Annotated in this window: 27 protein-coding genes; 2 read left to right on the forward strand and 25 right to left on the reverse strand. The window is 68.4% G+C overall.

Features of this window, described 5'->3' with window-relative positions; genetic code table 11:
- Nucleotides 1-4: 4 nt before the first annotated feature.
- The 20 genes from rplE to rfbB form a co-directional block, all read right to left on the reverse strand.
- Complete coding sequence (gene rplE / locus ACSMTC_RS15090) at nucleotides 5-574, reverse strand: 50S ribosomal protein L5 (protein ID WP_207810339.1); 570 nt, start codon at nucleotides 572-574, stop codon at nucleotides 5-7.
- Complete coding sequence (rplX, locus tag ACSMTC_RS15095; protein ID WP_436564691.1) at nucleotides 574-885, reverse strand: 50S ribosomal protein L24; 312 nt, start codon at nucleotides 883-885, stop codon at nucleotides 574-576. The genes rplE and rplX overlap by 1 nt, the downstream gene beginning before the upstream one ends.
- A gap of 15 nt (nucleotides 886-900) precedes the next feature.
- Nucleotides 901-1,272 carry a 50S ribosomal protein L14 gene (gene rplN / locus ACSMTC_RS15100; RefSeq protein ID WP_030232481.1) on the reverse strand — a complete coding sequence of 124 codons (372 nt, stop codon included), beginning with the start codon at nucleotides 1,270-1,272 and terminating at the stop codon, nucleotides 901-903.
- Between the two features lie 103 nt (nucleotides 1,273-1,375).
- Nucleotides 1,376-1,648: a 30S ribosomal protein S17 gene (gene rpsQ, locus ACSMTC_RS15105; RefSeq protein ID WP_014136278.1), complete on the reverse strand. Its 273-nt coding sequence runs from the start codon at nucleotides 1,646-1,648 to the stop codon at nucleotides 1,376-1,378.
- The gene (gene rpmC, locus ACSMTC_RS15110; RefSeq protein WP_403062834.1) at nucleotides 1,648-1,872 is read right to left on the reverse strand and encodes a 50S ribosomal protein L29; all 225 of its coding nucleotides are present in this window, start codon (nucleotides 1,870-1,872) and stop codon (nucleotides 1,648-1,650) included. Before rpmC ends, rpsQ begins: the two co-directional genes overlap by 1 nt.
- Nucleotides 1,872-2,291 carry a 50S ribosomal protein L16 gene (gene rplP, locus ACSMTC_RS15115; RefSeq protein ID WP_344634813.1) on the reverse strand — a complete coding sequence of 140 codons (420 nt, stop codon included), beginning with the start codon at nucleotides 2,289-2,291 and terminating at the stop codon, nucleotides 1,872-1,874. Before rplP ends, rpmC begins: the two co-directional genes overlap by 1 nt.
- Nucleotides 2,292-2,295: 4 nt before the next feature.
- Nucleotides 2,296-3,117, reverse strand: a complete 822-nt coding sequence (gene rpsC / locus ACSMTC_RS15120; RefSeq protein ID WP_344634814.1) for a 30S ribosomal protein S3 — start codon at nucleotides 3,115-3,117, stop codon at nucleotides 2,296-2,298.
- Nucleotides 3,117-3,464 (reverse strand): 50S ribosomal protein L22, encoded by a 348-nt coding sequence (gene rplV, locus ACSMTC_RS15125; protein WP_030232471.1) that lies wholly within the window; start codon nucleotides 3,462-3,464, stop codon nucleotides 3,117-3,119. Before rplV ends, rpsC begins: the two co-directional genes overlap by 1 nt.
- A gap of 68 nt (nucleotides 3,465-3,532) precedes the next feature.
- Nucleotides 3,533-3,814, reverse strand: a complete 282-nt coding sequence (gene rpsS, locus ACSMTC_RS15130; RefSeq protein WP_110670521.1) for a 30S ribosomal protein S19 — start codon at nucleotides 3,812-3,814, stop codon at nucleotides 3,533-3,535.
- Nucleotides 3,815-3,825: 11 nt separating this feature from the next.
- Nucleotides 3,826-4,662 (reverse strand): 50S ribosomal protein L2, encoded by an 837-nt coding sequence (gene rplB / locus ACSMTC_RS15135; RefSeq protein ID WP_436560208.1) that lies wholly within the window; start codon nucleotides 4,660-4,662, stop codon nucleotides 3,826-3,828.
- 43 nt (nucleotides 4,663-4,705) lie between these two features.
- The gene (gene rplW, locus ACSMTC_RS15140) at nucleotides 4,706-5,026 is read right to left on the reverse strand and encodes a 50S ribosomal protein L23 (RefSeq protein WP_436560209.1); all 321 of its coding nucleotides are present in this window, start codon (nucleotides 5,024-5,026) and stop codon (nucleotides 4,706-4,708) included.
- Nucleotides 5,026-5,703 carry a 50S ribosomal protein L4 gene (gene rplD, locus ACSMTC_RS15145; RefSeq protein ID WP_375930655.1) on the reverse strand — a complete coding sequence of 226 codons (678 nt, stop codon included), beginning with the start codon at nucleotides 5,701-5,703 and terminating at the stop codon, nucleotides 5,026-5,028. The genes rplW and rplD overlap by 1 nt, the downstream gene beginning before the upstream one ends.
- Before the next feature lie 4 nt (nucleotides 5,704-5,707).
- On the reverse strand, nucleotides 5,708-6,355 hold the full coding sequence (gene rplC / locus ACSMTC_RS15150; protein ID WP_436560210.1) for a 50S ribosomal protein L3: 648 nt from the start codon (nucleotides 6,353-6,355) through the stop codon (nucleotides 5,708-5,710).
- Nucleotides 6,356-6,369: 14 nt separating this feature from the next.
- Nucleotides 6,370-6,678, reverse strand: coding sequence for a 30S ribosomal protein S10 (rpsJ, locus tag ACSMTC_RS15155; RefSeq protein ID WP_012785157.1), 309 nt, complete (start codon nucleotides 6,676-6,678; stop codon nucleotides 6,370-6,372).
- Nucleotides 6,679-7,153: 475 nt separating this feature from the next.
- Nucleotides 7,154-8,461, reverse strand: coding sequence for a hypothetical protein (locus ACSMTC_RS15160; RefSeq protein ID WP_436560211.1), 1,308 nt, complete (start codon nucleotides 8,459-8,461; stop codon nucleotides 7,154-7,156).
- A 44-nt stretch (nucleotides 8,462-8,505) separates the two neighbouring features.
- On the reverse strand, nucleotides 8,506-9,387 hold the full coding sequence (locus tag ACSMTC_RS15165; RefSeq protein ID WP_436560212.1) for a glycosyltransferase family 2 protein: 882 nt from the start codon (nucleotides 9,385-9,387) through the stop codon (nucleotides 8,506-8,508).
- Nucleotides 9,388-10,188: a glycosyltransferase family 2 protein gene (locus ACSMTC_RS15170; protein ID WP_436560213.1), complete on the reverse strand. Its 801-nt coding sequence runs from the start codon at nucleotides 10,186-10,188 to the stop codon at nucleotides 9,388-9,390.
- On the reverse strand, nucleotides 10,185-10,550 hold the full coding sequence (locus ACSMTC_RS15175) for a DUF2304 family protein (RefSeq protein WP_436560214.1): 366 nt from the start codon (nucleotides 10,548-10,550) through the stop codon (nucleotides 10,185-10,187). The genes ACSMTC_RS15170 and ACSMTC_RS15175 overlap by 4 nt, the downstream gene beginning before the upstream one ends.
- Before the next feature lie 224 nt (nucleotides 10,551-10,774).
- Nucleotides 10,775-11,632 carry a dTDP-4-dehydrorhamnose reductase gene (gene rfbD / locus ACSMTC_RS15180; protein WP_436560215.1) on the reverse strand — a complete coding sequence of 286 codons (858 nt, stop codon included), beginning with the start codon at nucleotides 11,630-11,632 and terminating at the stop codon, nucleotides 10,775-10,777.
- Complete coding sequence (rfbB, locus tag ACSMTC_RS15185) at nucleotides 11,629-12,615, reverse strand: dTDP-glucose 4,6-dehydratase (protein ID WP_436560216.1); 987 nt, start codon at nucleotides 12,613-12,615, stop codon at nucleotides 11,629-11,631. The genes rfbD and rfbB overlap by 4 nt, the downstream gene beginning before the upstream one ends.
- Before the next feature lie 96 nt (nucleotides 12,616-12,711).
- On the opposite strand from rfbB, the gene rfbA reads away from it, so the two are divergent.
- Nucleotides 12,712-13,587 carry a glucose-1-phosphate thymidylyltransferase RfbA gene (rfbA, locus tag ACSMTC_RS15190; protein ID WP_436560217.1) on the forward strand — a complete coding sequence of 292 codons (876 nt, stop codon included), beginning with the start codon at nucleotides 12,712-12,714 and terminating at the stop codon, nucleotides 13,585-13,587.
- On the forward strand, nucleotides 13,584-14,174 hold the full coding sequence (gene rfbC / locus ACSMTC_RS15195; protein WP_436560218.1) for a dTDP-4-dehydrorhamnose 3,5-epimerase: 591 nt from the start codon (nucleotides 13,584-13,586) through the stop codon (nucleotides 14,172-14,174). The genes rfbA and rfbC overlap by 4 nt, the downstream gene beginning before the upstream one ends.
- Before the next feature lie 92 nt (nucleotides 14,175-14,266).
- On the opposite strand, the gene tuf is transcribed toward rfbC, so the two are convergent.
- From tuf to ACSMTC_RS15220, 5 genes are all read right to left on the reverse strand, one after another.
- The gene (gene tuf, locus ACSMTC_RS15200) at nucleotides 14,267-15,460 is read right to left on the reverse strand and encodes an elongation factor Tu (RefSeq protein ID WP_436560219.1); all 1,194 of its coding nucleotides are present in this window, start codon (nucleotides 15,458-15,460) and stop codon (nucleotides 14,267-14,269) included.
- Nucleotides 15,461-15,655: 195 nt separating this feature from the next.
- Complete coding sequence (gene fusA / locus ACSMTC_RS15205; protein WP_436560220.1) at nucleotides 15,656-17,761, reverse strand: elongation factor G; 2,106 nt, start codon at nucleotides 17,759-17,761, stop codon at nucleotides 15,656-15,658.
- A gap of 39 nt (nucleotides 17,762-17,800) precedes the next feature.
- Nucleotides 17,801-18,271 carry a 30S ribosomal protein S7 gene (gene rpsG, locus ACSMTC_RS15210; RefSeq protein WP_030457432.1) on the reverse strand — a complete coding sequence of 157 codons (471 nt, stop codon included), beginning with the start codon at nucleotides 18,269-18,271 and terminating at the stop codon, nucleotides 17,801-17,803.
- A gap of 2 nt (nucleotides 18,272-18,273) precedes the next feature.
- A complete protein-coding gene (gene rpsL / locus ACSMTC_RS15215; RefSeq protein ID WP_014144289.1) occupies nucleotides 18,274-18,645 on the reverse strand; it encodes a 30S ribosomal protein S12 in 372 nt (123 codons plus the stop codon).
- 374 nt (nucleotides 18,646-19,019) lie between these two features.
- Nucleotides 19,020-19,661: a DUF1707 and DUF4190 domain-containing protein gene (locus ACSMTC_RS15220; RefSeq protein ID WP_436560221.1), complete on the reverse strand. Its 642-nt coding sequence runs from the start codon at nucleotides 19,659-19,661 to the stop codon at nucleotides 19,020-19,022.
- Nucleotides 19,662-19,712 lie beyond the last annotated feature (51 nt).

Raw genomic sequence — 19,712 nt, forward strand, 5'->3', positions numbered from 1 at the left:
TGGCTCACGCCTCCTTGAACGGGAAGCCCAGGGCACGCAGGAGCGCCCGGCCCTCGTCGTCGGTCTGAGCGGTGGTCACGACGGTGATGTCCATACCGCGCTGACGGTCGACCTTGTCCTGGTCGATCTCGTGGAACATAACCTGCTCGGTCAGACCGAAGGTGTAGTTGCCACGGCCGTCGAACTGCTTGGGGGAGAGACCACGGAAGTCACGGATACGCGGCAGAGCCAGCGAAACCAGACGGTCCAGGAACTCCCACATGCGGTCACCACGGAGGGTGACGTGGGTGCCGATCGGCTGGCCCTCGCGCAGCTTGAACTGCGCGATGGACTTGCGAGCCTTGGTCACGGCCGGCTTCTGACCGGTGATCGCGGTCAGGTCGCGGATCGCGCCCTCGATCAGCTTGCTGTCACGGGCAGCCTCGCCGACACCCATGTTGACCACGACCTTGACCAGGCCGGGGATCAGCATGACGTTCTCGTACTTGAACTGCTCGTGCAGCTGGCCCTTGATCTCGGAGTTGTAACGCTCCTTGAGACGCGGGGTCACCTTCTCAACAGTCGTCTCAGACATCAGATGTCCTCACCGGTCCGCTTGGCAACACGGATCTTGTTGCCCTCGTCATCGAAGCGGTACCCAACACGGGTGACGACCTTCTTGCCGTCCTTCTCCACGACCAGCTGGACGTTGGAGACGTGCACCGGGGCCTCGACGGTGACAATGCCACCCTGAGTACCCGGGCCCGGCTTGGTGTGCTTCTTGACCCGGTTCACACCCTCGACCAGGACCTTCTGCTCAGCGGGGATGGCCTTGATGACCTTGCCCTGCTTGCCCTTGTCCTTGCCGGTGATGACCTGAACCAGATCACCCTTCTTGATCTTCATGCTGTTCGCCATGGGTTAGAGCACCTCCGGCGCCAGCGAGATGATCTTCATGAACTTCTTGTCACGCAGCTCGCGGCCCACGGGGCCGAAGATGCGGGTACCACGGGGGTCACCCTCGGTGTTCTTGAGGACGACGGCGGCGTTCTCGTCGAACCGGATGTAGGAACCGTCCGGACGACGGCGCTCCTTCACGGTGCGGACGACGACGCACTTGACGACGTCACCCTTCTTCACCGAACCACCGGGGATCGCGTCCTTGACGGTCGCGACGATGACGTCCCCGATACCGGCGTAGCGGCGACCGGAGCCACCGAGAACGCGGATGCAGAGAATCTCCTTGGCACCCGTGTTGTCGGCGACGCGCAGTCGCGACTCCTGCTGGATCACAGCTTTCTCCTGATCGTCAACGAGAGTTGACCGGCCGGCCGCTGCTCACACCGGCGTCCCGTGAGGGACCCGCTGCACATACGGCCGTACCGCATCGACTTCGTTACTTGGCCTTCTCGAGGATCTCGACGACGCGCCAGCGCTTCGTCGCGGACAGCGGGCGGGTCTCCATCAGGAGAACCCGGTCGCCCACGCCGCAAGCGTTCTGCTCGTCGTGCGCCTTCAGCTTGTTCGTACGGCGAATGACCTTGCCGTACAGAGCGTGCTTGACGCGGTCCTCGACGGCGACGACGACGGTCTTGTCCATCTTGTCGCTGACGACGAGACCCTCACGGGTCTTGCGGAAACCGCGCGTCTCGTTGGTGTTCTCAGTCATCAGGCGTTCTCCACCGTCTCGATGCCCAGCTCGCGCTCGCGCATCAGGGTGTAGATCCGCGCGATGTCCTTGCGGACGAGCTTGAGCCGTCCGTGGTTGTCGAGCTGCCCGGTCGCCGCCTGGAAGCGGAGGTTGAACAGCTCCTCCTTGGCCTCGCGAAGCTTGGCAACGAGAGCCTCGTTGTCCAGCGAGCGAAGCTCAGCAGCCTTGGTAGCGGCCGACATCAGCTCTCACCGTCCTCGCGCCGGACGATCCGGCACTTCATCGGCAGCTTGTGCGCGGCGCGGGTGAGCGCCTCGCGAGCAACCTTCTCGTTCGGGTACGACAGCTCGAACATGACCCGACCCGGGTGCACGTTCGCGATCCACCACTCCGGCGAACCCTTACCGGAACCCATGCGGGTCTCGGCCGGCTTCTTGGTGAGCGGGCGGTCCGGGTAGATGTTGATCCAGACCTTGCCACCACGACGGATGTGACGGGTGATCGCGATACGAGCGGACTCGATCTGACGGTTCGTCACGTAGGCCGGGGTCACGGCCTGGATGCCGTACTGGCCGAACGCCAGCTCGGTGCCACCCTTGGCGGCGCCACCACGCTTGGGGTGGTGCTGCTTGCGGTGCTTGACCCTGCGAGGGATCAGCATGGGGTCAGGCCTCCGTTCCGGTGTTCTCAGCGGCCGGCGCCTCGGTCACCTGGGCCGGAGCCTCGGTGGCGGCGGGACGACGACCACGGCCACCGCGCTCGCCACCACGGCGCTCGCCACCGCGGGCGGGACGACCGCCCTCGGGACGGGCCGGGCGGTTGCCCGAGCGGGCAGCGGCGTTCTCGGCGCGGACCTCGGCGATGTTCTTGACGTCGCCCTTGTAGATCCAGACCTTCACGCCGATGCGGCCGAAGGTGGTCTTGGCCTCGAAGAAGCCGTAGTCGACGTTCGCGCGCAGGGTGTGCAGCGGCACACGGCCCTCGCGGTAGAACTCCGAACGGCTCATCTCGGCGCCGCCGAGACGACCGGAGCACTGGACCTTGATGCCCTTGGCGCCGGACTTCATGGTGCCCTGCATGCTCTTGCGCATGGCACGGCGGAAGGAGACGCGGGAGGACAGCTGCTCCGCGACGCCCTGAGCCACGAGCTGGGCGTCCAGCTCGGGGTTCTTGACCTCGAGGATGTTCAGCTGGACCTGCTTGCCGGTCAGCTTCTCCAGGTCGCCGCGGATGCGGTCGGCCTCGGTGCCACGGCGACCGATGACGATGCCGGGGCGAGCGGTGTGGATGTCAACGCGGACGCGGTCGCGGGTGCGCTCGATCTCAACCTTCGAGATGCCGGCCCGCTCCATGCCCTTCGTCATCATGCGACGAATGGCAACGTCTTCCTTGACGTAGTCCTTGTACAGCTTGTCGGCGTACCAGCGGGACTTGAAGTCCGTGCTGATGCCGAGGCGGAACCCGTGCGGGTTAACCTTCTGGCCCATTACCGGGTCCCTTCCTTGCTGCTGACGACCACGGTGATGTGGCTGGTCCGCTTGCGGATCCGGTAGGCACGGCCCTGGGCGCGCGGACGGAACCGCTTCAGGGTCGGGCCCTCGTCAACGTACGCCTCAGAGATGTAGAGGTCGTCCACGTTGGAGTGGTTGTAGTTGTGCGCGGCGTTGGCAATGGCGCTGTCGAGCACCTTGCCGACCGGCACGGTGGCGGCCTGCGGAGCGAAACGCAGGACCGCCTGGGCCTCCGTGGCGTTCAGGCCACGGATGAGGTCCACCACGCGGCGGGCCTTCATGGGCGTCACGCGGATGTACCGCGCCTGAGCCCTGGCTTCCATGGTTGTCCCCTTAATGGAGTAAGTCACTTAGTCGTTCTGACGCTCAAGCTCGAAGCCTGAAGGGTCGACTAGCGACGCTTCGACTTGCGGTCTTCCTTCACGTGCCCCTTGAAGGTGCGCGTGGGAGCGAACTCGCCGAGCTTGTGGCCGACCATCGACTCGGTGACGAACACCGGGACGTGCTTGCGGCCATCGTGAACCGCGATCGTGTGACCGAGCATGCTCGGGGAGATCACGGAACGACGGGACCAGGTCTTGATGACGTTCTGGGTACCGGCTTCGTTCTGAGCGTCCACCTTCTTGATGAGGTGGCCGTCGATGAAGGGGCCCTTCTTGAGACTGCGCGGCATCTGACCTGCTCCTAGCGCTTCTTGTTGGTCTTGCGGCGGCGCACGATGAGCTTGTCCGACGCCTTGTTCGGGCGACGGGTACGGCCCTCGGGCTTACCCCACGGCGAGACCGGGTGGCGACCACCGGAGGTCTTACCCTCACCACCACCGTGCGGGTGGTCGATCGGGTTCATGGCGACACCACGCACGGTCGGGCGGACGCCCTTCCAGCGCATACGGCCGGCCTTGCCCCAGTTGATGTTCGACTGCTCGGCGTTGCCGACCTCGCCGACGGTCGCGCGGCAGCGCGCGTCCACCAGGCGGATCTCACCGGAGGGCATGCGCAGGTGCGCCATGCGACCCTCACGGGCGAGCAGCTGGATGCCGGAGCCGGCGGAGCGGGCCAGCTTGGCACCGCCACCGGGACGCAGCTCCACCGCGTGGATGGTGGTACCGACCGGGATGTTGCGCAGCGGCAGGTTGTTGCCCGGCTTGATGTCGGCGCCAGCGCCGTTCTCGATCCGGTCACCCTGAGCAACACCGCGCGGGGCGATGATGTAGCGCTTCTCGCCGTCCGCGTAGTGCAGGAGCGCGATGCGCGCGGTGCGGTTCGGGTCGTACTCGATGTGCGCGACCTTGGCCGGCACGCCGTCCTTGTCGTGACGACGGAAGTCGATCACACGGTAGGCGCGCTTGTGACCGCCACCCTGGTGGCGAGCGGTGACACGACCGGCGTTGTTACGGCCGCCCTTGCTGTGCAGGGGGCGAACCAGCGACTTCTCCGGCGTGGACCGCGTGATTTCTACGAAGTCGGCCACGCTGGAGCCACGACGGCCCGGCGTAGTCGGCTTGTACTTGCGGATGCCCATTGGCTTCTCTCGTCCTCGTCCTTATCGACGATCACGTTCTCCGTCAGGCGGAGACCGGACCACCGAAGATGTCGATGCGGTTGCCCTCGGCCAGCGTCACGATGGCGCGCTTGGTGTCCTTGCGCTTGCCGAAACCGGTGCGGGAGCGCTTGCGCTTGCCCTGGCGGTTGATCGTGTTGACGGCCTCGACCTTGACCGAGAAGACCGCCTCGACGGCCTGCTTGATCTGGGTCTTGTTGGCGCCCGGCGACACGATGAACGTGTACTTGTTCTCGTCGAGGAGCGCGTAGCTCTTCTCGGAGATGACCGGCTTCACCAGGACGTCACGGGGGTCCGTGAACGTCTTGCTCGTAACGTCGCTCATCAGGCGGCGCTCCCTTCGAGCTCGCCCTCAGCGGCAACGGCCTTGGCGGACGCGGCCGGACCGGCCACGAAGCGCTCGAAGGCGGCCTGGGTGAAGACCACATCGTCGGAGACGAGCACGTCGTAGGTGTTCAGCTGACCGGCGTCCAGGATGTGGACGTTCGGCAGGTTGCGAGCGGACTTGAGGCCCAGCTCGTCCTCGCGCTCGACGACCAGGAGGACGTTCTTGCGCTCGGTGATCTTGCCGAACAGGCCCTTGGCGGCCTTGGTCGACGGCGCCTCGGTCGCGGTCACGGCGGTGATGACGTGGATGCGCTCGTGGCGGGCCCGGTCGGTGAGCGCGCCACGCAGAGCGGCGGCGATCATCTTCTTCGGGGTCCGCTGCGAGTAGTCACGCGGCACGGGACCGTGCACGACGCCACCACCGGCGAACTGCGGCGCGCGGGTCGAGCCCTGACGGGCGCGGCCGGTGCCCTTCTGGCGGTACGGCTTCTTGCCACCGCCGCGGACCTCGCCACGGTTCTTGACCTTGTGAGTGCCCTGACGGGCCGCAGCGAGCTGCGCCACGACGACCTGGTGCATCAGCGGGATGCTGACCTTGGCGTCGAAGATCTCGGCGGGCAGCTCGATGCTGCCGGCCTTGTCGCCAGCCGGCGACAGGATGTCAATGGTGCTCATTTCCTCACAGCCCCTTCGCCGCGGTGCGGACGAGGACGAGGCCGCCGTTCGGACCCGGGATTGCGCCCTTGATGAGCAGCAGGCCCTTCTCCGCGTCGACCGCGTGCACGGTCAGGTTCTGGGTGGTCACACGCTCGTGACCCATCCGACCAGCCATGCGCATGCCCTTGAACACGCGGCCCGGGGTGGCACAGCCACCGATGGAACCGGGCGAACGGTGCTTGCGCTGGGTGCCGTGACCGGCGCCGAGGCCCTTGAAGTTGTGACGCTTCATGACACCGGCGAAGCCCTTGCCCTTGGAGGTGCCGGTCACGTCGACCTTGACACCCGCCTCGAACAGCTCGGCGGTGATCTCCTGGCCCAGGGTGTACTCGGAGGCGTCCGAGGTACGGAGCTCGACCAGGTGGCGGCGCGGGGTGACACCGGCCTTGGCGAAGTGACCCACGAGGGGCTTGTTCACCTTGCGCGGGTCGATCTCGCCGAAGCCGATCTGCACGGCGTCGTAGCCGGCCGGGCTGTCGGCGGTGTGGACCTGGGTCACGACATTCGGCCCGGCCTTGACGACGGTCACCGGGACGACCCGGTTGTTCTCGTCCCAGACCTGGGTCATGCCGAGCTTCTCGCCCAGGATGCCCTTAATCTGCTTAGCCATCTTCGGTGCGCCTCTCAGAGCTTGATCTCGATGTCGACGCCGGCCGGCAGGTCGAGACGCATCAGCGAGTCAACCGTCTTCGGCGTGGGGTCGAGGATGTCGATCAGACGCTTGTGAGTACGCATCTCGAAGTGCTCGCGCGAGTCCTTGTACTTGTGCGGCGAGCGGATGACGCAGTACACGTTCTTCTCAGTGGGCAGCGGCACCGGGCCCGCGACCTGCGCACCAGTGCGAATCACCGTCTCGACGATCTTCTTCGCCGAGGAGTCGATGACCTCGTGGTCGTAGGCCTTGAGCCGGATGCGGATCTTCTGTCCCGCCATGGCTACTTCGTAGTCCTTCTGTCGTCTGCTGCTTCTGCGACCGGATTCGTCCGGGTGGACTGGTCCGGCGGCCCCCTGGGGTGGTTGCTTCTCCGACCCACGCGGTCGGGCGTGTCGCCCTTCCGCTTGCAAAAAACCGGACAAGATGCTCTCTTGTTCGGATTTCCGCTCTCGATCGGTGAGGCCTTGCACCCACCAGGCGCCGGATCGAGGCCCCGCCCACGCTTCCCGGAAGATTCCCGTACTTTCGCCCCGCAGCTGCCGCGGTGTCGCTTACACACCACTGCATTCACACAAAGCACGTGAACACATGAACGGCCATCACGGGAACGACGAGTACATGGGACTCGCTTCCAGTCCTCCCGGCGGGAGGCGCGCAGCATCGGCACTCAACCGAGCAACTTGGACATACTGCCACAGGAGTGCACCGGAACGCCAATCGGAGTGCGGAAGGTTACCCAGGTCACGCGGACTGTCAAACCGCGTCGAGCGTCCGGGTGGACTCACCGGCCCGTACCGGCGCCCCGGGACGGCGGCGCAGGCCGAGCAGCATCCCGGCGACGGTGCTCACCGTGCCGGCCGCGTAGGCCAGGCACACCAGGGTGGCCAGCCGGCCCGGCAGCAGGGTGACGGCGACCAGGGCGGCGGTGCCCAGCACCCAGCAGGCGAGCTGGACCCGGTGGCGGTGCAGCACGATCAGGCCCTGGCCGAGCACCATCGCCTGCAGGTAGCAGAGCGTACCCAGTGCCAGCCAGAGGAAGTCCGCCCTGGTCAGCGCCGGCGGGGCGGCGAACAGCAGCCGGACCAGCCAAGGGCCGAGCGCGACGGCGGGCAGGCCCAGGCCGAGCGAGAGCAGGGCCACCGCCAGGGCGGCCCGGCGCAGCAGCGCGGCGAAGGCGGCGTGCCGCCCCCGGGCGACCGAGGCGGCGAGGCCGGAGAGCAGGGAGGCCTGCAGCGCGCCGAAGACGAAGATCGGGACCCGGGCCAGCACCAGTGCGCCGAGCAGGGCGGCGATCAGCCCCACGTCGGCCGCGTCGAGCAGCTGGACGCTGACGACGGCGGCGCTGACCATCCACTGCGCGAGCAGCGTCGAGCAGGTCAACAGGCCGAGTCCGCGAAGAAGTTCGGACCATCCGACGGGTGGCCCCGGGCGGGCGCCGCGGACCGTGGCCGGCAGGGTGGCGAGCAGGGCGAGCAGCGGCGCGGCGGTCAGGACCAGGCTGAACGCGAGCGCGGAGTGCGCTCCGGCCAGGGCGCAGCCGAGGGCGAGCAGGATCCTCAGCGCCCCGTCCAGGCCCAGCTGGGTCCCGTACGCGCCGAAGCGGCCGAGGCCGGCCAGGATGCCCCTGGTCAGGTAGCAGCAGGCCATCGCGGCGAAGGCGGTGCCGAGCGCGGTCACCAGGGCGCGGTCACCGTGGAAGAGCAGGCCGGCCAGCGGGCCGGCGGCCGCGGCCAGCAGGCCGAGTACGGCGGCCAGCACGCCGCCGGTGAGCAGCGCGGCCCGGCGCAGCACCGGCCCCACGCCCTCGCCGCGCACCGCGCGGGCGGCGACGATCCGGGTGAGCTCCTGCTCGATCGGGAAGAACAGGCCGATGCCGACCGACATCAGCACGGTCCAGAGCACCGAGACGCCCGCCATGTCCCGGGTGGACAGGCTGTGTCCGGCGACGGCCAGGTGCAGGTACGAGGCCCCGCCGAGCACCACCGTCCCGGCGGCCACGGCCTGGGTGCCGGGTGGCAGCGCACCGTGCGGCCCAGCGGCCCGTCCCGTCCGTGCTCTCACCATAACTCCCCTGCTGCCACTGAGTGTTGAGACGATCGAGGGCGCTATCGAAGGGCGTGCCTGAGCATCGCCGCCGCGCCCGGGGCACCGGCGTGGCGGGTGGCCGCGGGCAGCAGGGTGAGGGCGTGCAGCCGGGAGGAGAGGTGCCGTCGGGAGACCCTGGCGGCGCGCGGCCAGCCGAGGGCCGCGAGCCGGTCGGCGGTCTCCCGGAAGAAGCGCTTGGCCTCCTCGAAGCGGTGTCCGGTGTACGCGGTGGCCGAGGACTCGCTGGCCGGGTGCCGCCGGTAGCCGAAGCAGACCTCGGGGGTGGTGGCCAGGCTCTCCCCCGCCACCAGCAGGTCGATGACCAGCGCGAGGTCCTGGATCACCCCGAGGTCGGCGCGGAAGCCGAAGCGCCGCACCGCCTCGGTGCGCCAGCAGACGGACGGGAAGTAGAGCCAGTTGCCGCGCAGCAGGCTGACGGCCAGCTCCTCGCCGCCGAGCAGGCGCCCCGGCCCCCTGGGGGCGTAGAGCCTGCGCTTGGTGCGGTCGGCGAGGGTGTCGTACGGGAGCCCGTCGCCGCCGATCACCCGGACGCCCGGCTGGATCATCGCGGCCCCGGGCTCGCGCTCGGCGGCCCGGCGGACCACGGAGAGGTAGTCGGGGTGCATCAGGTCGTCGCTGCCTATCAGCACCAGGTACTCGTACTCGGCGAGCTCGACGCAGCGGTTGAAGTTGCCGGTGACGCCGAGGTTGCGCTCGTTGCGGTAGTACCTGACCCGGGGGTCGGCGAGGTGCTCGAACCACTCGGGGACGCCCGGCTCCCGGCCGTCGTCCACCACGGTGAGCCGCCAGTCGCCGCCGTCCTGGGCGAGCACGCTGCGGACGGCGTCCCGCATCAGGGCGACGTCGCCGTAGTACGGCAGGGTGATCTCGAAGCGCGCCACTCAGCCCTCCCTCGCCAGCGGGCGGCGCGCCGCCTGCTCCGCCAGGTAGGCCTCGTAGGCCACGGAGCCGGGGGCCAGCTCCTTCAGCTCCCCGGGCATCCGGCGGATCACCGCGAGCAGCAGCACCAGACCGGCCCGGACCAGGTAGACCATCGCCTTCAGCGGTGAGGCGCTCGGCCGCCCGGTGGTGCGGGCCCGCATGGCCACCGGCACCTGGCGGACCGAGAAGCCGCAACGGGCCGCGCCGACCAGGCTCTCCACGGTGTCGCCCAGGTACTCGACGGGGTACCAGCGGGCGAAGAACTCGATCAACGGCCGGTTGCAGGCGCGGAATCCGGAGGTGGTGTCGGTGAGGCGGGTACGGGTGAGCCTGGAGAGGATCACCGAGAGCAGCGCCATGGCCCAGCGCCTCGGACCGCGTACCCGGTACTCGCCCTCGCCGCAGAACCGGGCGCCGATCACCAGGTCGGCCTCACCGAGCCGCTCCAGCAGGGCGGGGATGTAGGACGGGTCGTGCTGGCCGTCCGCGTCCACCTGGACCGCCACGTCGTACCCGTGCTCCCGGGCGTAGCGGTAGCCGAGCCGCATCGCACCGCCGACGCCGAGGTTGAACGGCAGCCGGGCCACCGCGGAGCCGGCCGCCGCGGCCACCTCGGCGGTCCGGTCGGCGGAGCCGTCGTCCACCACCAGGGTGTCCACGTAGGGCAGTTGGCGCTTGATCTCGCCGAGCACCGCCGAGAGGCCGTCGGCCTCGTTCCAGGCCGGGATGATGATCAGGACACGGCGGCCGTCGGGGGTCACCGGGCGCTTCCTTCACCGGAGTTCCCCGGAAGCTCGGTGAGCCGGGAGCGGATGAGCGCGATGTCCTCGGCCAGTGTGCGGGTCTTGGCCTCCAGCCTGCTGGCCTCCCAGCTGAGGTGCAGGCTGACCAGCAGCACCAGGACGAACCCGGCGAACAGCACCAGGCTCACTCCCGAGGCCACCCCGACACTGCGGGCGGTGGAGTCCAGCAGCGACGGGAAGAAGCCGAGTGGGGCCACCACCAGGCCGATACAGAGCCAGATCGCCGCGTACTTCTCGCGCAGCTGCTGCCGGCGGAGGAGTTCCAGGATGTAGGCCAGCACCACGATGCCGGTGATCGAGGTGAGGGTCGAGAGTTGCACAGCCGTTGACGCCTTCCGTGGCCCGGGCGGTCCCCCGAAGGGGAACGCCGGCCACGGACGCGGGGTAACGCGGCGAACGGGTGAAGCCGCCGCGGGGGTGGCCGCGCACCCCCGTGAAGGGCTCCCCGCCCCACTCATGACGTGATGTCAGCAGGCCCACCGGGGCGTGGATCCGGACGCACCCAAGGAAGGCGCCTGCCGGCCGCGGGGAATGCCGGGGAGGTTCACACCGCGCTGAAGGCGGACCGCTGGAAGGCCTCCGCCAGAGAGTCACGCCAGTGCGGCAGTGGAGGCAGGCCCGCCTCGGACCAGCGCTCGTGGCTGAGGACGCTGTAGTTCGGGCGGAGGGCCGGGCGGCGGAAGGCGGACGAGTCGGTCGGGCGCACCCGCTCCGGGTCCAGGCCGGCCAGCTCGAAGGCGGCGCGCGCCAGCTCGTACCAGCTGGCCTGCCCGGAGGCGGTGCCGTGGTAGATCCCGGGCGGGGCGGCCTTCGACCGCCCCAACTCGGCTAGCCGGAGGGCGAGTCGGTAGGACCAGGTGGGCTGCCCGTACTGGTCGTCGACCACCTGGACGGTCTCCTGCCGGGCGGCCAGCGCCAGCATGGTGGCGACGAAGTTCCGTCCGTGCTCCCCGTACAGCCAGGCGGTGCGCACGATGTACCCGGCCTCGGGCAGCAGCCGGGTGACCGCCCGCTCGCCCGCCAGCTTGCTGCGCCCGTAGGCGTTGACCGGTCCGGTGGCCGTGGACTCGGCGTACGGCTGCGAGGCGTCACCCGGCAGCACGTAGTCCGTCGACACCTGCAGCAGCCGCGCCCCGGCCGTGGCACAGGCCCGGGCGAGGTGCTCGACCGCCGTACCGTTCACGGCGGTCGCCGCGTCCTCCGCGCTCTCGGCGCCGTCCACGTCGGTCCACGCCGCGCAGTTGACCACGACGTCGTGCCCGGCGACGGCGGCCCGGACGGCCTCGGCATCGGTGATGTCCAGGGCGGCCCGGTCCAGCGCGGTGACCTGCTCACCGGCCAGCACGTCCAGCAGGTCACGCCCGAGCATCCCGCCCGCGCCGGTGACCAGCCAGCGGGTCACCCCTGCACCGACCCGGGCTTCAGGCCGGCCTTCAGCGGCTCCCACCAGGCCCGGTTCTCCCGGTACCAGTCGATGGTCGCGGCCAGCCCCTCGGCGAAGGAGACCTGCGGCTCGTACCCGAGCTCGGTGCGGATCTTGCTGATGTCCAGCGAGTAGCGCAGGTCGTGCCCCTTGCGGTCGGCCACCCGCTCGACCATCTCCCAGCCGCGGCCGGTGGCCTCCAGCAGCAGGCCGGTCAGCTCCTTGTTGGTGACCTCGGTGCCGCCGCCGATGTTGTAGACCTCGCCCGCCCGGCCGCCGCGCAGCACCAGGTCGATGCCCCGGCAGTGGTCCGAAACGTGCAGCCAGTCGCGGATGTTGGCGCCCTCGCCGTAGAGCGGCACCTTCTTCCCGTCGATCAGGTTGGTGGTGAACAGCGGGATGACCTTCTCGGGGAACTGGTAGTGCCCGTAGTTGTTGGAGCAGCGGGTGACCACCACGTCCATGCCGTGGGTGCGGTGGTAGGCCAGCGCCAGCAGGTCACTGCCCGCCTTGGAGGCGGAGTACGGGGAGTTGGGGGCCAGCGGCCACTCCTCCGTCCAGGAGCCCTGGGGGATCGAGCCGTAGACCTCGTCCGTGGAGACGTGGACGAAGCGCCCCACGCCGTGCTTCCGGGCGGCGTCCAGCAGGACTTGAGTGCCCGTCACGTTGGTTCGTACGAACGGTCCGGCGCCCGCGATCGAGCGGTCGACGTGGGACTCGGCGGCGAAGTGCACCACCGCGTCATGACCCGGCATCACATCGTCGACCACCTCGGGGTCGCAGATGTCGCCCTGGACGAAGGTGTAGCCCGCGTGGCCGGCCACGGGGGCCAGATTGGCCTCCACGCCCGAATACGTGAGCTTGTCCAGGACCGTGATCCTGGCCCCGCCGTCCGCGCCGAGCTGCGACCGGACGAACTCCGAACCGATGAACCCGGCACCGCCGGTTACGAGGATGCGCATAGTGCGTGCAGCTTACCCCCCGGTACGGAGCACTTCGGCCAAGATCGGCGAAATCAAGCCGGGACACTTCGCCCTCGAACGCATACGCTGCCTCACATGCGAGGAATTCTCCTGGCGGGGGGCACCGGGTCACGACTGTGGCCGCTCACCCGCGCGGTTTCGAAGCAGCTCCTGCCGGTGTTCGACAAGCCGATGATCTACTATCCGCTCTCCACGCTGGTGATGGCGGGGATCAGCGAGATACTGATCATCACCACCCCGCAGGACCAGGCCCAGTTCCGCCGACTCCTCGGCGACGGCTCCCAGTTCGGACTGAGACTGGAGTACGTCGTCCAGGAGCGTCCGGAGGGGATCGCCCAGGCCTTCGTCCTGGGTGCGGAGTTCATCGGCGACGAGCCGGTCGCGCTGATCCTGGGCGACAACATCTTCCACGGCACCGGGCTCGGCACCCGGCTGGCCGACCACACCGACCTCACCGGCGGACTGGTTTTCGCCTACCCGGTCGCCGACCCCCGCGCCTACGGGGTGATCGAGTTCGACGCGGAGGGCCAGGCCCTCTCCATCGAGGAGAAGCCCGAGTTCCCCCGGTCCCGCTACGCCGTACCGGGGCTGTACTTCTACGACAACCGGGTGGTGGAGATCGCCCGGGGCCTTCACCCCAGCGCCCGTGGCGAGTTGGAGATCACCGCGGTCAACGAGGCCTATCTGAAGGCCGGCGAGCTGCACGTCACCAAGCTCGACCGGGGCACCGCCTGGCTGGACACCGGCACCTTCGTCTCGCTGATGCAGGCCTCCGACTTCGTCCAGGTGATCGAGGAACGCCAGGGCCTGAAGGTCGGCTGCCTGGAGGAGACGGTCTGGCGCGCCGGGCTGATCGACGACGACCAGCTCCGCGCGCTGGCCGAACCACTGCTCAAGAGCGGGTACGGACGGTACCTGCTCGATCTGCTCGACGAGGAGAACTCCCAGTGAAATTCCGCGAGTTGGCCATCGAAGGAGCCTTCGAGGTCACCCCGCAGCTGCACGGCGACCCGCGGGGCCTGTTCACCGAGTGGTACCGCTTCGACAAGCTGGCCGAGGTGGTCGGCCACCCGCTGCGGCTGGCCCAGGCCAACCTCTCGGTCTCGGCCCGCGGCGTGGTGCGCGGCGTCCACTTCGCCGACGTACCGCCGGGACAGGCCAAGTACGTGACCTGCGTCCGGGGCGCGGTACTGGACGTGGTGGTGGACCTGCGGGTCGGCTCCCCCACCTTCGGCCGCTGGGAGGGGGTCCGGCTGGACGACGTGGACCGCCGCGCCGTCTACCTCCCCGAAGGTCTCGGCCACGGCTTCTGCGCCCTGACGGACGACGCCACGCTCTCGTACCTCTGCTCGGCGACCTACAACCCGACCGGCGAGCACGGCATCCACCCGCTCGACCCCGACCTGGCGATCGACTGGCCCGCCGGGACGCCGCTGCTCTCCGCCAAGGACGAGAGCGCGCCCGGCCTGGCCGAGGCCCTGGCGCAGGGGCTGCTCCCCTCCTACCAAGCCTGCAAGGACTACACCGAGAGCCTCTGACCGAGAACGCGAGAGGGCCCTCCCCGTCCTGGTGGACGGGGAGGGCCCTCTCGTGTCGAGCCTGCGGTGCAGAGCTCAGGTCAGACCGTCAATTACTTGAGGATCTTGGTGACCTGGCCGGCGCCGACGGTGCGGCCACCCTCACGGATGGCGAACTTGAGGCCCTCCTCCATGGCGATCGGCTGGATCAGCTGAACCGTCATGGCGGTGTTGTCGCCCGGCATGACCATCTCGGTGCCCTCGGGGAGGGTCACAACGCCGGTCACGTCCGTGGTACGGAAGTAGAACTGCGGGCGGTAGTTGTTGAAGAACGGGGTGTGGCGGCCACCCTCGTCCTTCGACAGGATGTAGGCCTGGGCCTCGAACTCGGTGTGCGGGGTGACCGAACCCGGCTTGATGATGACCTGGCCGCGCTCGACGTCCTCGCGCTTGATGCCACGGAGCAGCAGACCGACGTTCTCACCGGCCTGGCCCTCGTCGAGCAGCTTGCGGAACATCTCGATGCCGGTGACCGTGGTGGTGGTCTTGGCTTCCTTGATGCCGATGATGTCGACGGTCTCGTTGACCTTCAGGACACCACGCTCGATACGACCGGTGACGACGGTGCCACGACCGGTGATCGTGAAGACGTCCTCGATCGGCATCAGGAAGGGCTGGTCGACGGCGCGCTCCGGCTCCGGGATGCTCTCGTCGACGGCCTTCATCAGGTCGAGGAGCTTGGCGCCCCACTCGGCGTCGCCCTCGAGCGCCTTCAGCGCCGAGACGCGGACGACCGGCAGGTCGTCGCCCGGGAACTCGTACTCGGACAGGAGCTCACGGACCTCGAGCTCGACGAGCTCCAGGATCTCCTCGTCGTCGACCATGTCGGCCTTGTTCAGGGCGACGACGATGTAGGGAACGCCGACCTGGCGGGCCAGGAGGACGTGCTCCTTGGTCTGCGGCATCGGGCCGTCGGTGGCGGCGACGACGAGGATCGCACCGTCCATCTGGGCCGCACCGGTGATCATGTTCTTGATGTAGTCCGCGTGACCCGGGCAGTCAACGTGGGCGTAGTGACGCGCCTCGGTCTGGTACTCGACGTGCGCGATCGAGATGGTGATACCGCGCTGACGCTCCTCCGGCGCCTTGTCGATCTGGTCGAACGGCGTGAAGGGGTTGATCTCCGGGTACGCGTCGTGCAGCACCTTGGTGATGGCCGCGGTCAGCGTGGTCTTACCGTGGTCAATGTGACCGATGGTGCCGATGTTGACGTGCGGCTTCGTCCGCTCGAACTTCGCCTTCGCCACTTCAGTCCTCCTGAGGACAGTTCTGTACGCCGTACGACGTCAGTTGGTCTGGATCGGGTTTGGGTGCGGGGCGCTGGTCGCGCCCCGTGCCGTCCCGCGGGTGGGGTGCCGGAGGGCCTGGAGGGATCCGGTGGATCCCTCCAGGTTCGCCTCCTAATAGCCTAAAGGGTCTGATTCATCCCGAAAGACGGGATGTCACTCGCCCTTGGCCTTGGCGATGATGTCGTCCGCCACGTTCCGCGGAACCTCGGCGTACGAGTCGAACTGCATCGAGTAGCTTGCGCGACCAGAGGTCTTGCTGCGCAGGTCACCGACGTAGCCGAACATCTCGGACAGCGGAACCAGCGCCGAAACGACGCGGGCACCGTGACGCTCGTCCATGGACCGGATCTGGCCACGACGAGAGTTGATGTCGCCGATCACGTCGCCCATGTAGTCCTCGGGGGTGGTGACCTCGACGGCCATCATCGGCTCGAGCAGAGCCGGGCCGGCCTTCCGGGCACCTTCCTTGAACGCCATGGAACCGGCGATCTTGAACGCGAGCTCGGAGGAGTCGACGTCGTGCGAGGCACCGTCGAGCAGGGTCACGCGGACACCCTGGAGCGGGTAGCCGGCGAGCACACCGAACTCCATGGCCTCCTGGCAACCGGCGTCGACCGAGGGGATGTACTCCTTCGGCACGCGGCCACCGGTGACCTTGTTGACGAACTCGTAGCCCTCGCCGGACTCGATCGGCTCGATCGCGATCTGGATCTTCGCGAACTGGCCGGAACCACCGGTCTGCTTCTTGTGCGTGTAGTCGATACGCTCGACGGCCTTGCGGATCGTCTCGCGGTACGCGACCTGCGGCTTGCCGACGTTGGCCTCGACCTTGAACTCACGCTTCATACGGTCGACCAGCACCTCGAGGTGCAGCTCGCCCATACCCGCGATGATGGTCTGGCCGGTCTCCTCGTCCGTGTTGACCTGGAAGGACGGGTCCTCCTCGGCGAGACGCTGGATGGCGACACCCAGCTTCTCCTGGTCACCCTTGGACTTGGGCTCGATCGCGACGCGGATAACCGGGGCCGGGAAGTCCATGGACTCCAGGATGACCGGGTTCTTCTCGTCGGACAGCGTCTCACCGGTGGTGGTCTGCTTCAGGCCCATGACGGCGATGATGTCGCCGGCGCCGACCGACTCGATCTCCTCACGCTTGTTGGCGTGCATGCGGTAGATCTTGCCGATGCGCTCCTTCTTGCCCTTGACGGAGTTCAGCACCGAGGTGCCGGACTCCAGGCGGCCGGAGTACACGCGGACGAAGGTCAGCTTGCCCAGGTGCGGGTCAGACATGATCTTGAACGCGAGGGCGGCCAGCGGCTCGTCGTCGGAGGCCTTGCGGGCGATCTCGACCGACTCGTCGCCGGGCTTGTGGCCCTTGATGGACTCGATGTCCAGCGGCGACGGCAGGTACTTCACGACGGCGTCGAGCAGGGGCTGAACACCCTTGTTCTTGAACGCGGTGCCGCAGAAGATCGGGGTGAAGTCCGAGTTCAGCGTGCCCTTGCGGATCGCGGCGACCAGCAGCTCCTCGGGGATGTCCTCGCCCTCGAGGGCGAGCTCCATCACCTCGTCGCTGATGTTCGACACGGTGTCGAGCAGCGCCTCGCGGTACTCGGCGGCCTTCTCGGCCAGCTCGGCCGGGATGTCGACGGTGTCGTACATCTCGCCCTTGGTGGCCTCGGGCGACCAGACCAGAGCCTTCATCTTCACCAGGTCGACGACGCCGACGAAGTCGGACTCCGCGCCGATCGGGAGCTGCATGACCAGCGGGGTGGCGCCGAGGCGGTCCACGATGGTCTGGACGCAGAAGTAGAAGTCCGCGCCCGTGCGGTCCAGCTTGTTGATGAAGCAGATGCGCGGGACGCCGTAGCGGTCAGCCTGCCGCCACACGGTCTCGGACTGCGGCTCGACACCGGCGACACCGTCGAACACCGTCACGGCACCGTCGAGGACGCGCAGCGAACGCTCCACCTCGACGGTGAAGTCGACGTGACCCGGGGTGTCGATGATGTTGATGGTGTGGTCGCTGTCGTCCAGCGTCCAGTGGCAGGTCGTCGCGGCCGACGTGATCGTGATGCCGCGCTCCTGCTCCTGCTCCATCCAGTCCATGGTGGCAGCGCCATCGTGGACCTCACCGATCTTGTACGAGACACCGGTGTAGAACAGGATCCGCTCGGTGGTGGTGGTCTTGCCCGCGTCGATGTGCGCCATGATCCCGATGTTGCGGACCTTGGCGAGGTCAAGGGAGGTTGCAGCCATGGTGGCTCGTTCTCTCTCTGTCTAGTGACGGGGTACGGACTACCAGCGGTAGTGCGCGAAGGCCTTGTTGGACTCGGCCATCTTGTGGGTGTCCTCGCGACGCTTGACCGAGGCGCCCAGACCGTTGCTGGCGTCCAGGATCTCGTTCAGCAGACGCTCGGTCATGGTCTTCTCACGGCGAGCGCGCGAGTAGCCGACCAGCCAGCGCAGCGCCAGGGTGTTGGCGCGGCCCGGGCGGACCTCGACCGGCACCTGGTAGGTGGCGCCACCGACACGGCGGGACTTGACCTCAAGGGTCGGCTTGACGTTCTCCAGCGCGCGCTTCAGCGCGACAACCGGGTCGGCGCCGGTCTTCTCACGGACGCCCTCGAGGGCGCCGTAGACGATCCGCTCGGCGGTGGAGCGCTTGCCGTGCAGCAGGATCTTGTTGACCAGCGAGGTCACCAGCGGGGAGCCGTAAACCGGGTCAATGATGACCGGGCGCTTCGGGGCGGGGCCCTTACGAGGCATTCTTACTTCTCCTTCTTGGCGCCGTAGCGGCTGCGGGCCTGCTTGCGGTTCTTGACACCCTGGGTGTCGAGGGAGCCGCGGATGATCTTGTAGCGGACACCAGGAAGGTCCTTCACACGTCCACCGCGGACCAGCACGATGGAGTGCTCCTGCAGGTTGTGGCCCTCGCCCGGAATGTAAGCGGTGACCTCGATCCCGCTGGTGAGGCGCACACGGGCGACCTTACGGAGAGCCGAGTTCGGCTTCTTCGGGGTGGTCGTGTACACACGCGTGCAGACACCGCGGCGCTGAGGGGAGCCCTTCAGTGCGGGAGTCTTGTTCTTCTCGACCTTGTCCTGCCGGCCCTTTCGGACCAGCTGCTGGATCGTAGGCACCGTTTCTCCGTTTTCTGTGTGCCAAGGCTGCGTCAAACTAACCTGCGGTGACCCCAACTCGCCGACCCACGCGGTCGGGTGTGTTGAGCCTCTTTGATGGAGGAATCGCGGAATCCCATGATGCTGATGTGCAGCGACGGCGCTCACGCGCACAGAGCGTGTTGCGACGCTCCGGTATGGCGCGGCAGCCGGTGTGCATGCACGCACAAGGACCCGGGGACACCCCAGGCACAAGGTCAGAGCGTACCTAGCGCATCGGCGCCGGTCAAAACAAATGCAACGCCGCAGCTCAGCCCTGAAGGGGGCGATACACCCGGACGGCGTAGCCTGGCTCTGCCGTCATACCACAGATGGGCGAAAGCTGCGAGTCACCGCTACCCGGCGCTACCGGGGGCACCACTGCTCGCGGCGACCAGGATCGCGAGGATCATCGCGATCCAGCCGGCGGTCACCACCCAGCCGAGCACCAGTCCGACCGTGGCCATCCCGTCCGCCTGCTCGCCGCGGCGGCGCGCCTGGGCCCTGGCGACATGGCCGGTCACCACGGCCGGGATCGCCGTCATCCCCACGGTCGGGATGGCGAGCAGGCCCAGCACCATCGAGGTGACCGCCACCGGGTTGGTGCGCGGCTTCGACGGGGGCAGGAAGGTCGGCGGCACCGCGGGGCCCGGGGCCCCCGGCGCGACGAAGGGGCCGGCCGGCAGGTCCGCCACCAGGCCGCTCAGCTCCCCGTACGTCCTGGCCCGGTGGGCCACCTCGAAGCGCTGCGCGTACTCCTCGGCGTCCAGCCGCCCCTCCGCGTAGGCCGCCTTCAGCACGTCCACCGTGCGCTCGCGGTCGGCGTGCGCGGCTCGCATCGCAGACTGGCCGGCGGCCGGGGCGGCCGCGGGCTGCGCGGCGGGCGCGGGCGCGGGCGGCCAGGAGTAGGGCTGCCCGGACGCCGGACCGGCCGGCGGCCAGGGTCCGGCGGAGGGCCCGTCGGACGGCTGCTTCGTCTCCCACGGCTCCACGGCCATCCGGCCACCTCCCGACACCTCTGGCGCGCGGCCCCCGCGCGCTGCTTCACC

Origin of the sequence: Kitasatospora sp. HPM-01-4, from assembly GCF_051374625.1 — a bacterium.
Lineage (GTDB): Bacteria > Actinomycetota > Actinomycetes > Streptomycetales > Streptomycetaceae > Kitasatospora.

Excerpts from the sequence above, each read along its gene's own strand:
- rplE (WP_207810339.1), bottom strand. The coding sequence starts at position 574 with ATGTCTGAGACGACTGTTGAGAAGGTGACCCCGCGTCTCAAGGAGCGT.
- rplX (WP_436564691.1), bottom strand. The coding sequence starts at position 885 with ATGAAGATCAAGAAGGGTGATCTGGTTCAGGTCATCACCGGCAAGGAC.
- rpsQ (WP_014136278.1), bottom strand. The coding sequence starts at position 1,648 with ATGACTGAGAACACCAACGAGACGCGCGGTTTCCGCAAGACCCGTGAG.
- rpmC (WP_403062834.1), bottom strand. The coding sequence starts at position 1,872 with ATGTCGGCCGCTACCAAGGCTGCTGAGCTTCGCTCGCTGGACAACGAG.
- rplP (WP_344634813.1), bottom strand. The coding sequence starts at position 2,291 with ATGCTGATCCCTCGCAGGGTCAAGCACCGCAAGCAGCACCACCCCAAG.
- rpsC (WP_344634814.1), bottom strand. The coding sequence starts at position 3,117 with ATGGGCCAGAAGGTTAACCCGCACGGGTTCCGCCTCGGCATCAGCACG.
- rplV (WP_030232471.1), bottom strand. The coding sequence starts at position 3,464 with ATGGAAGCCAGGGCTCAGGCGCGGTACATCCGCGTGACGCCCATGAAG.
- rpsS (WP_110670521.1), bottom strand. The coding sequence starts at position 3,814 with ATGCCGCGCAGTCTCAAGAAGGGCCCCTTCATCGACGGCCACCTCATC.
- rplB (WP_436560208.1), bottom strand. The coding sequence starts at position 4,662 with ATGGGCATCCGCAAGTACAAGCCGACTACGCCGGGCCGTCGTGGCTCC.
- rplW (WP_436560209.1), bottom strand. The coding sequence starts at position 5,026 with ATGAGCGACGTTACGAGCAAGACGTTCACGGACCCCCGTGACGTCCTG.
- rplD (WP_375930655.1), bottom strand. The coding sequence starts at position 5,703 with ATGAGCACCATTGACATCCTGTCGCCGGCTGGCGACAAGGCCGGCAGC.
- rplC (WP_436560210.1), bottom strand. The coding sequence starts at position 6,355 with ATGGCTAAGCAGATTAAGGGCATCCTGGGCGAGAAGCTCGGCATGACC.
- rpsJ (WP_012785157.1), bottom strand. The coding sequence starts at position 6,678 with ATGGCGGGACAGAAGATCCGCATCCGGCTCAAGGCCTACGACCACGAG.
- rfbB (WP_436560216.1), bottom strand. The coding sequence starts at position 12,615 with ATGCGCATCCTCGTAACCGGCGGTGCCGGGTTCATCGGTTCGGAGTTC.
- rfbA (WP_436560217.1), top strand. The coding sequence starts at position 12,712 with ATGCGAGGAATTCTCCTGGCGGGGGGCACCGGGTCACGACTGTGGCCG.
- fusA (WP_436560220.1), bottom strand. The coding sequence starts at position 17,761 with ATGGCTGCAACCTCCCTTGACCTCGCCAAGGTCCGCAACATCGGGATC.
- rpsG (WP_030457432.1), bottom strand. The coding sequence starts at position 18,271 with ATGCCTCGTAAGGGCCCCGCCCCGAAGCGCCCGGTCATCATTGACCCG.
- ACSMTC_RS15220 (WP_436560221.1), bottom strand. The coding sequence starts at position 19,661 with ATGGCCGTGGAGCCGTGGGAGACGAAGCAGCCGTCCGACGGGCCCTCC.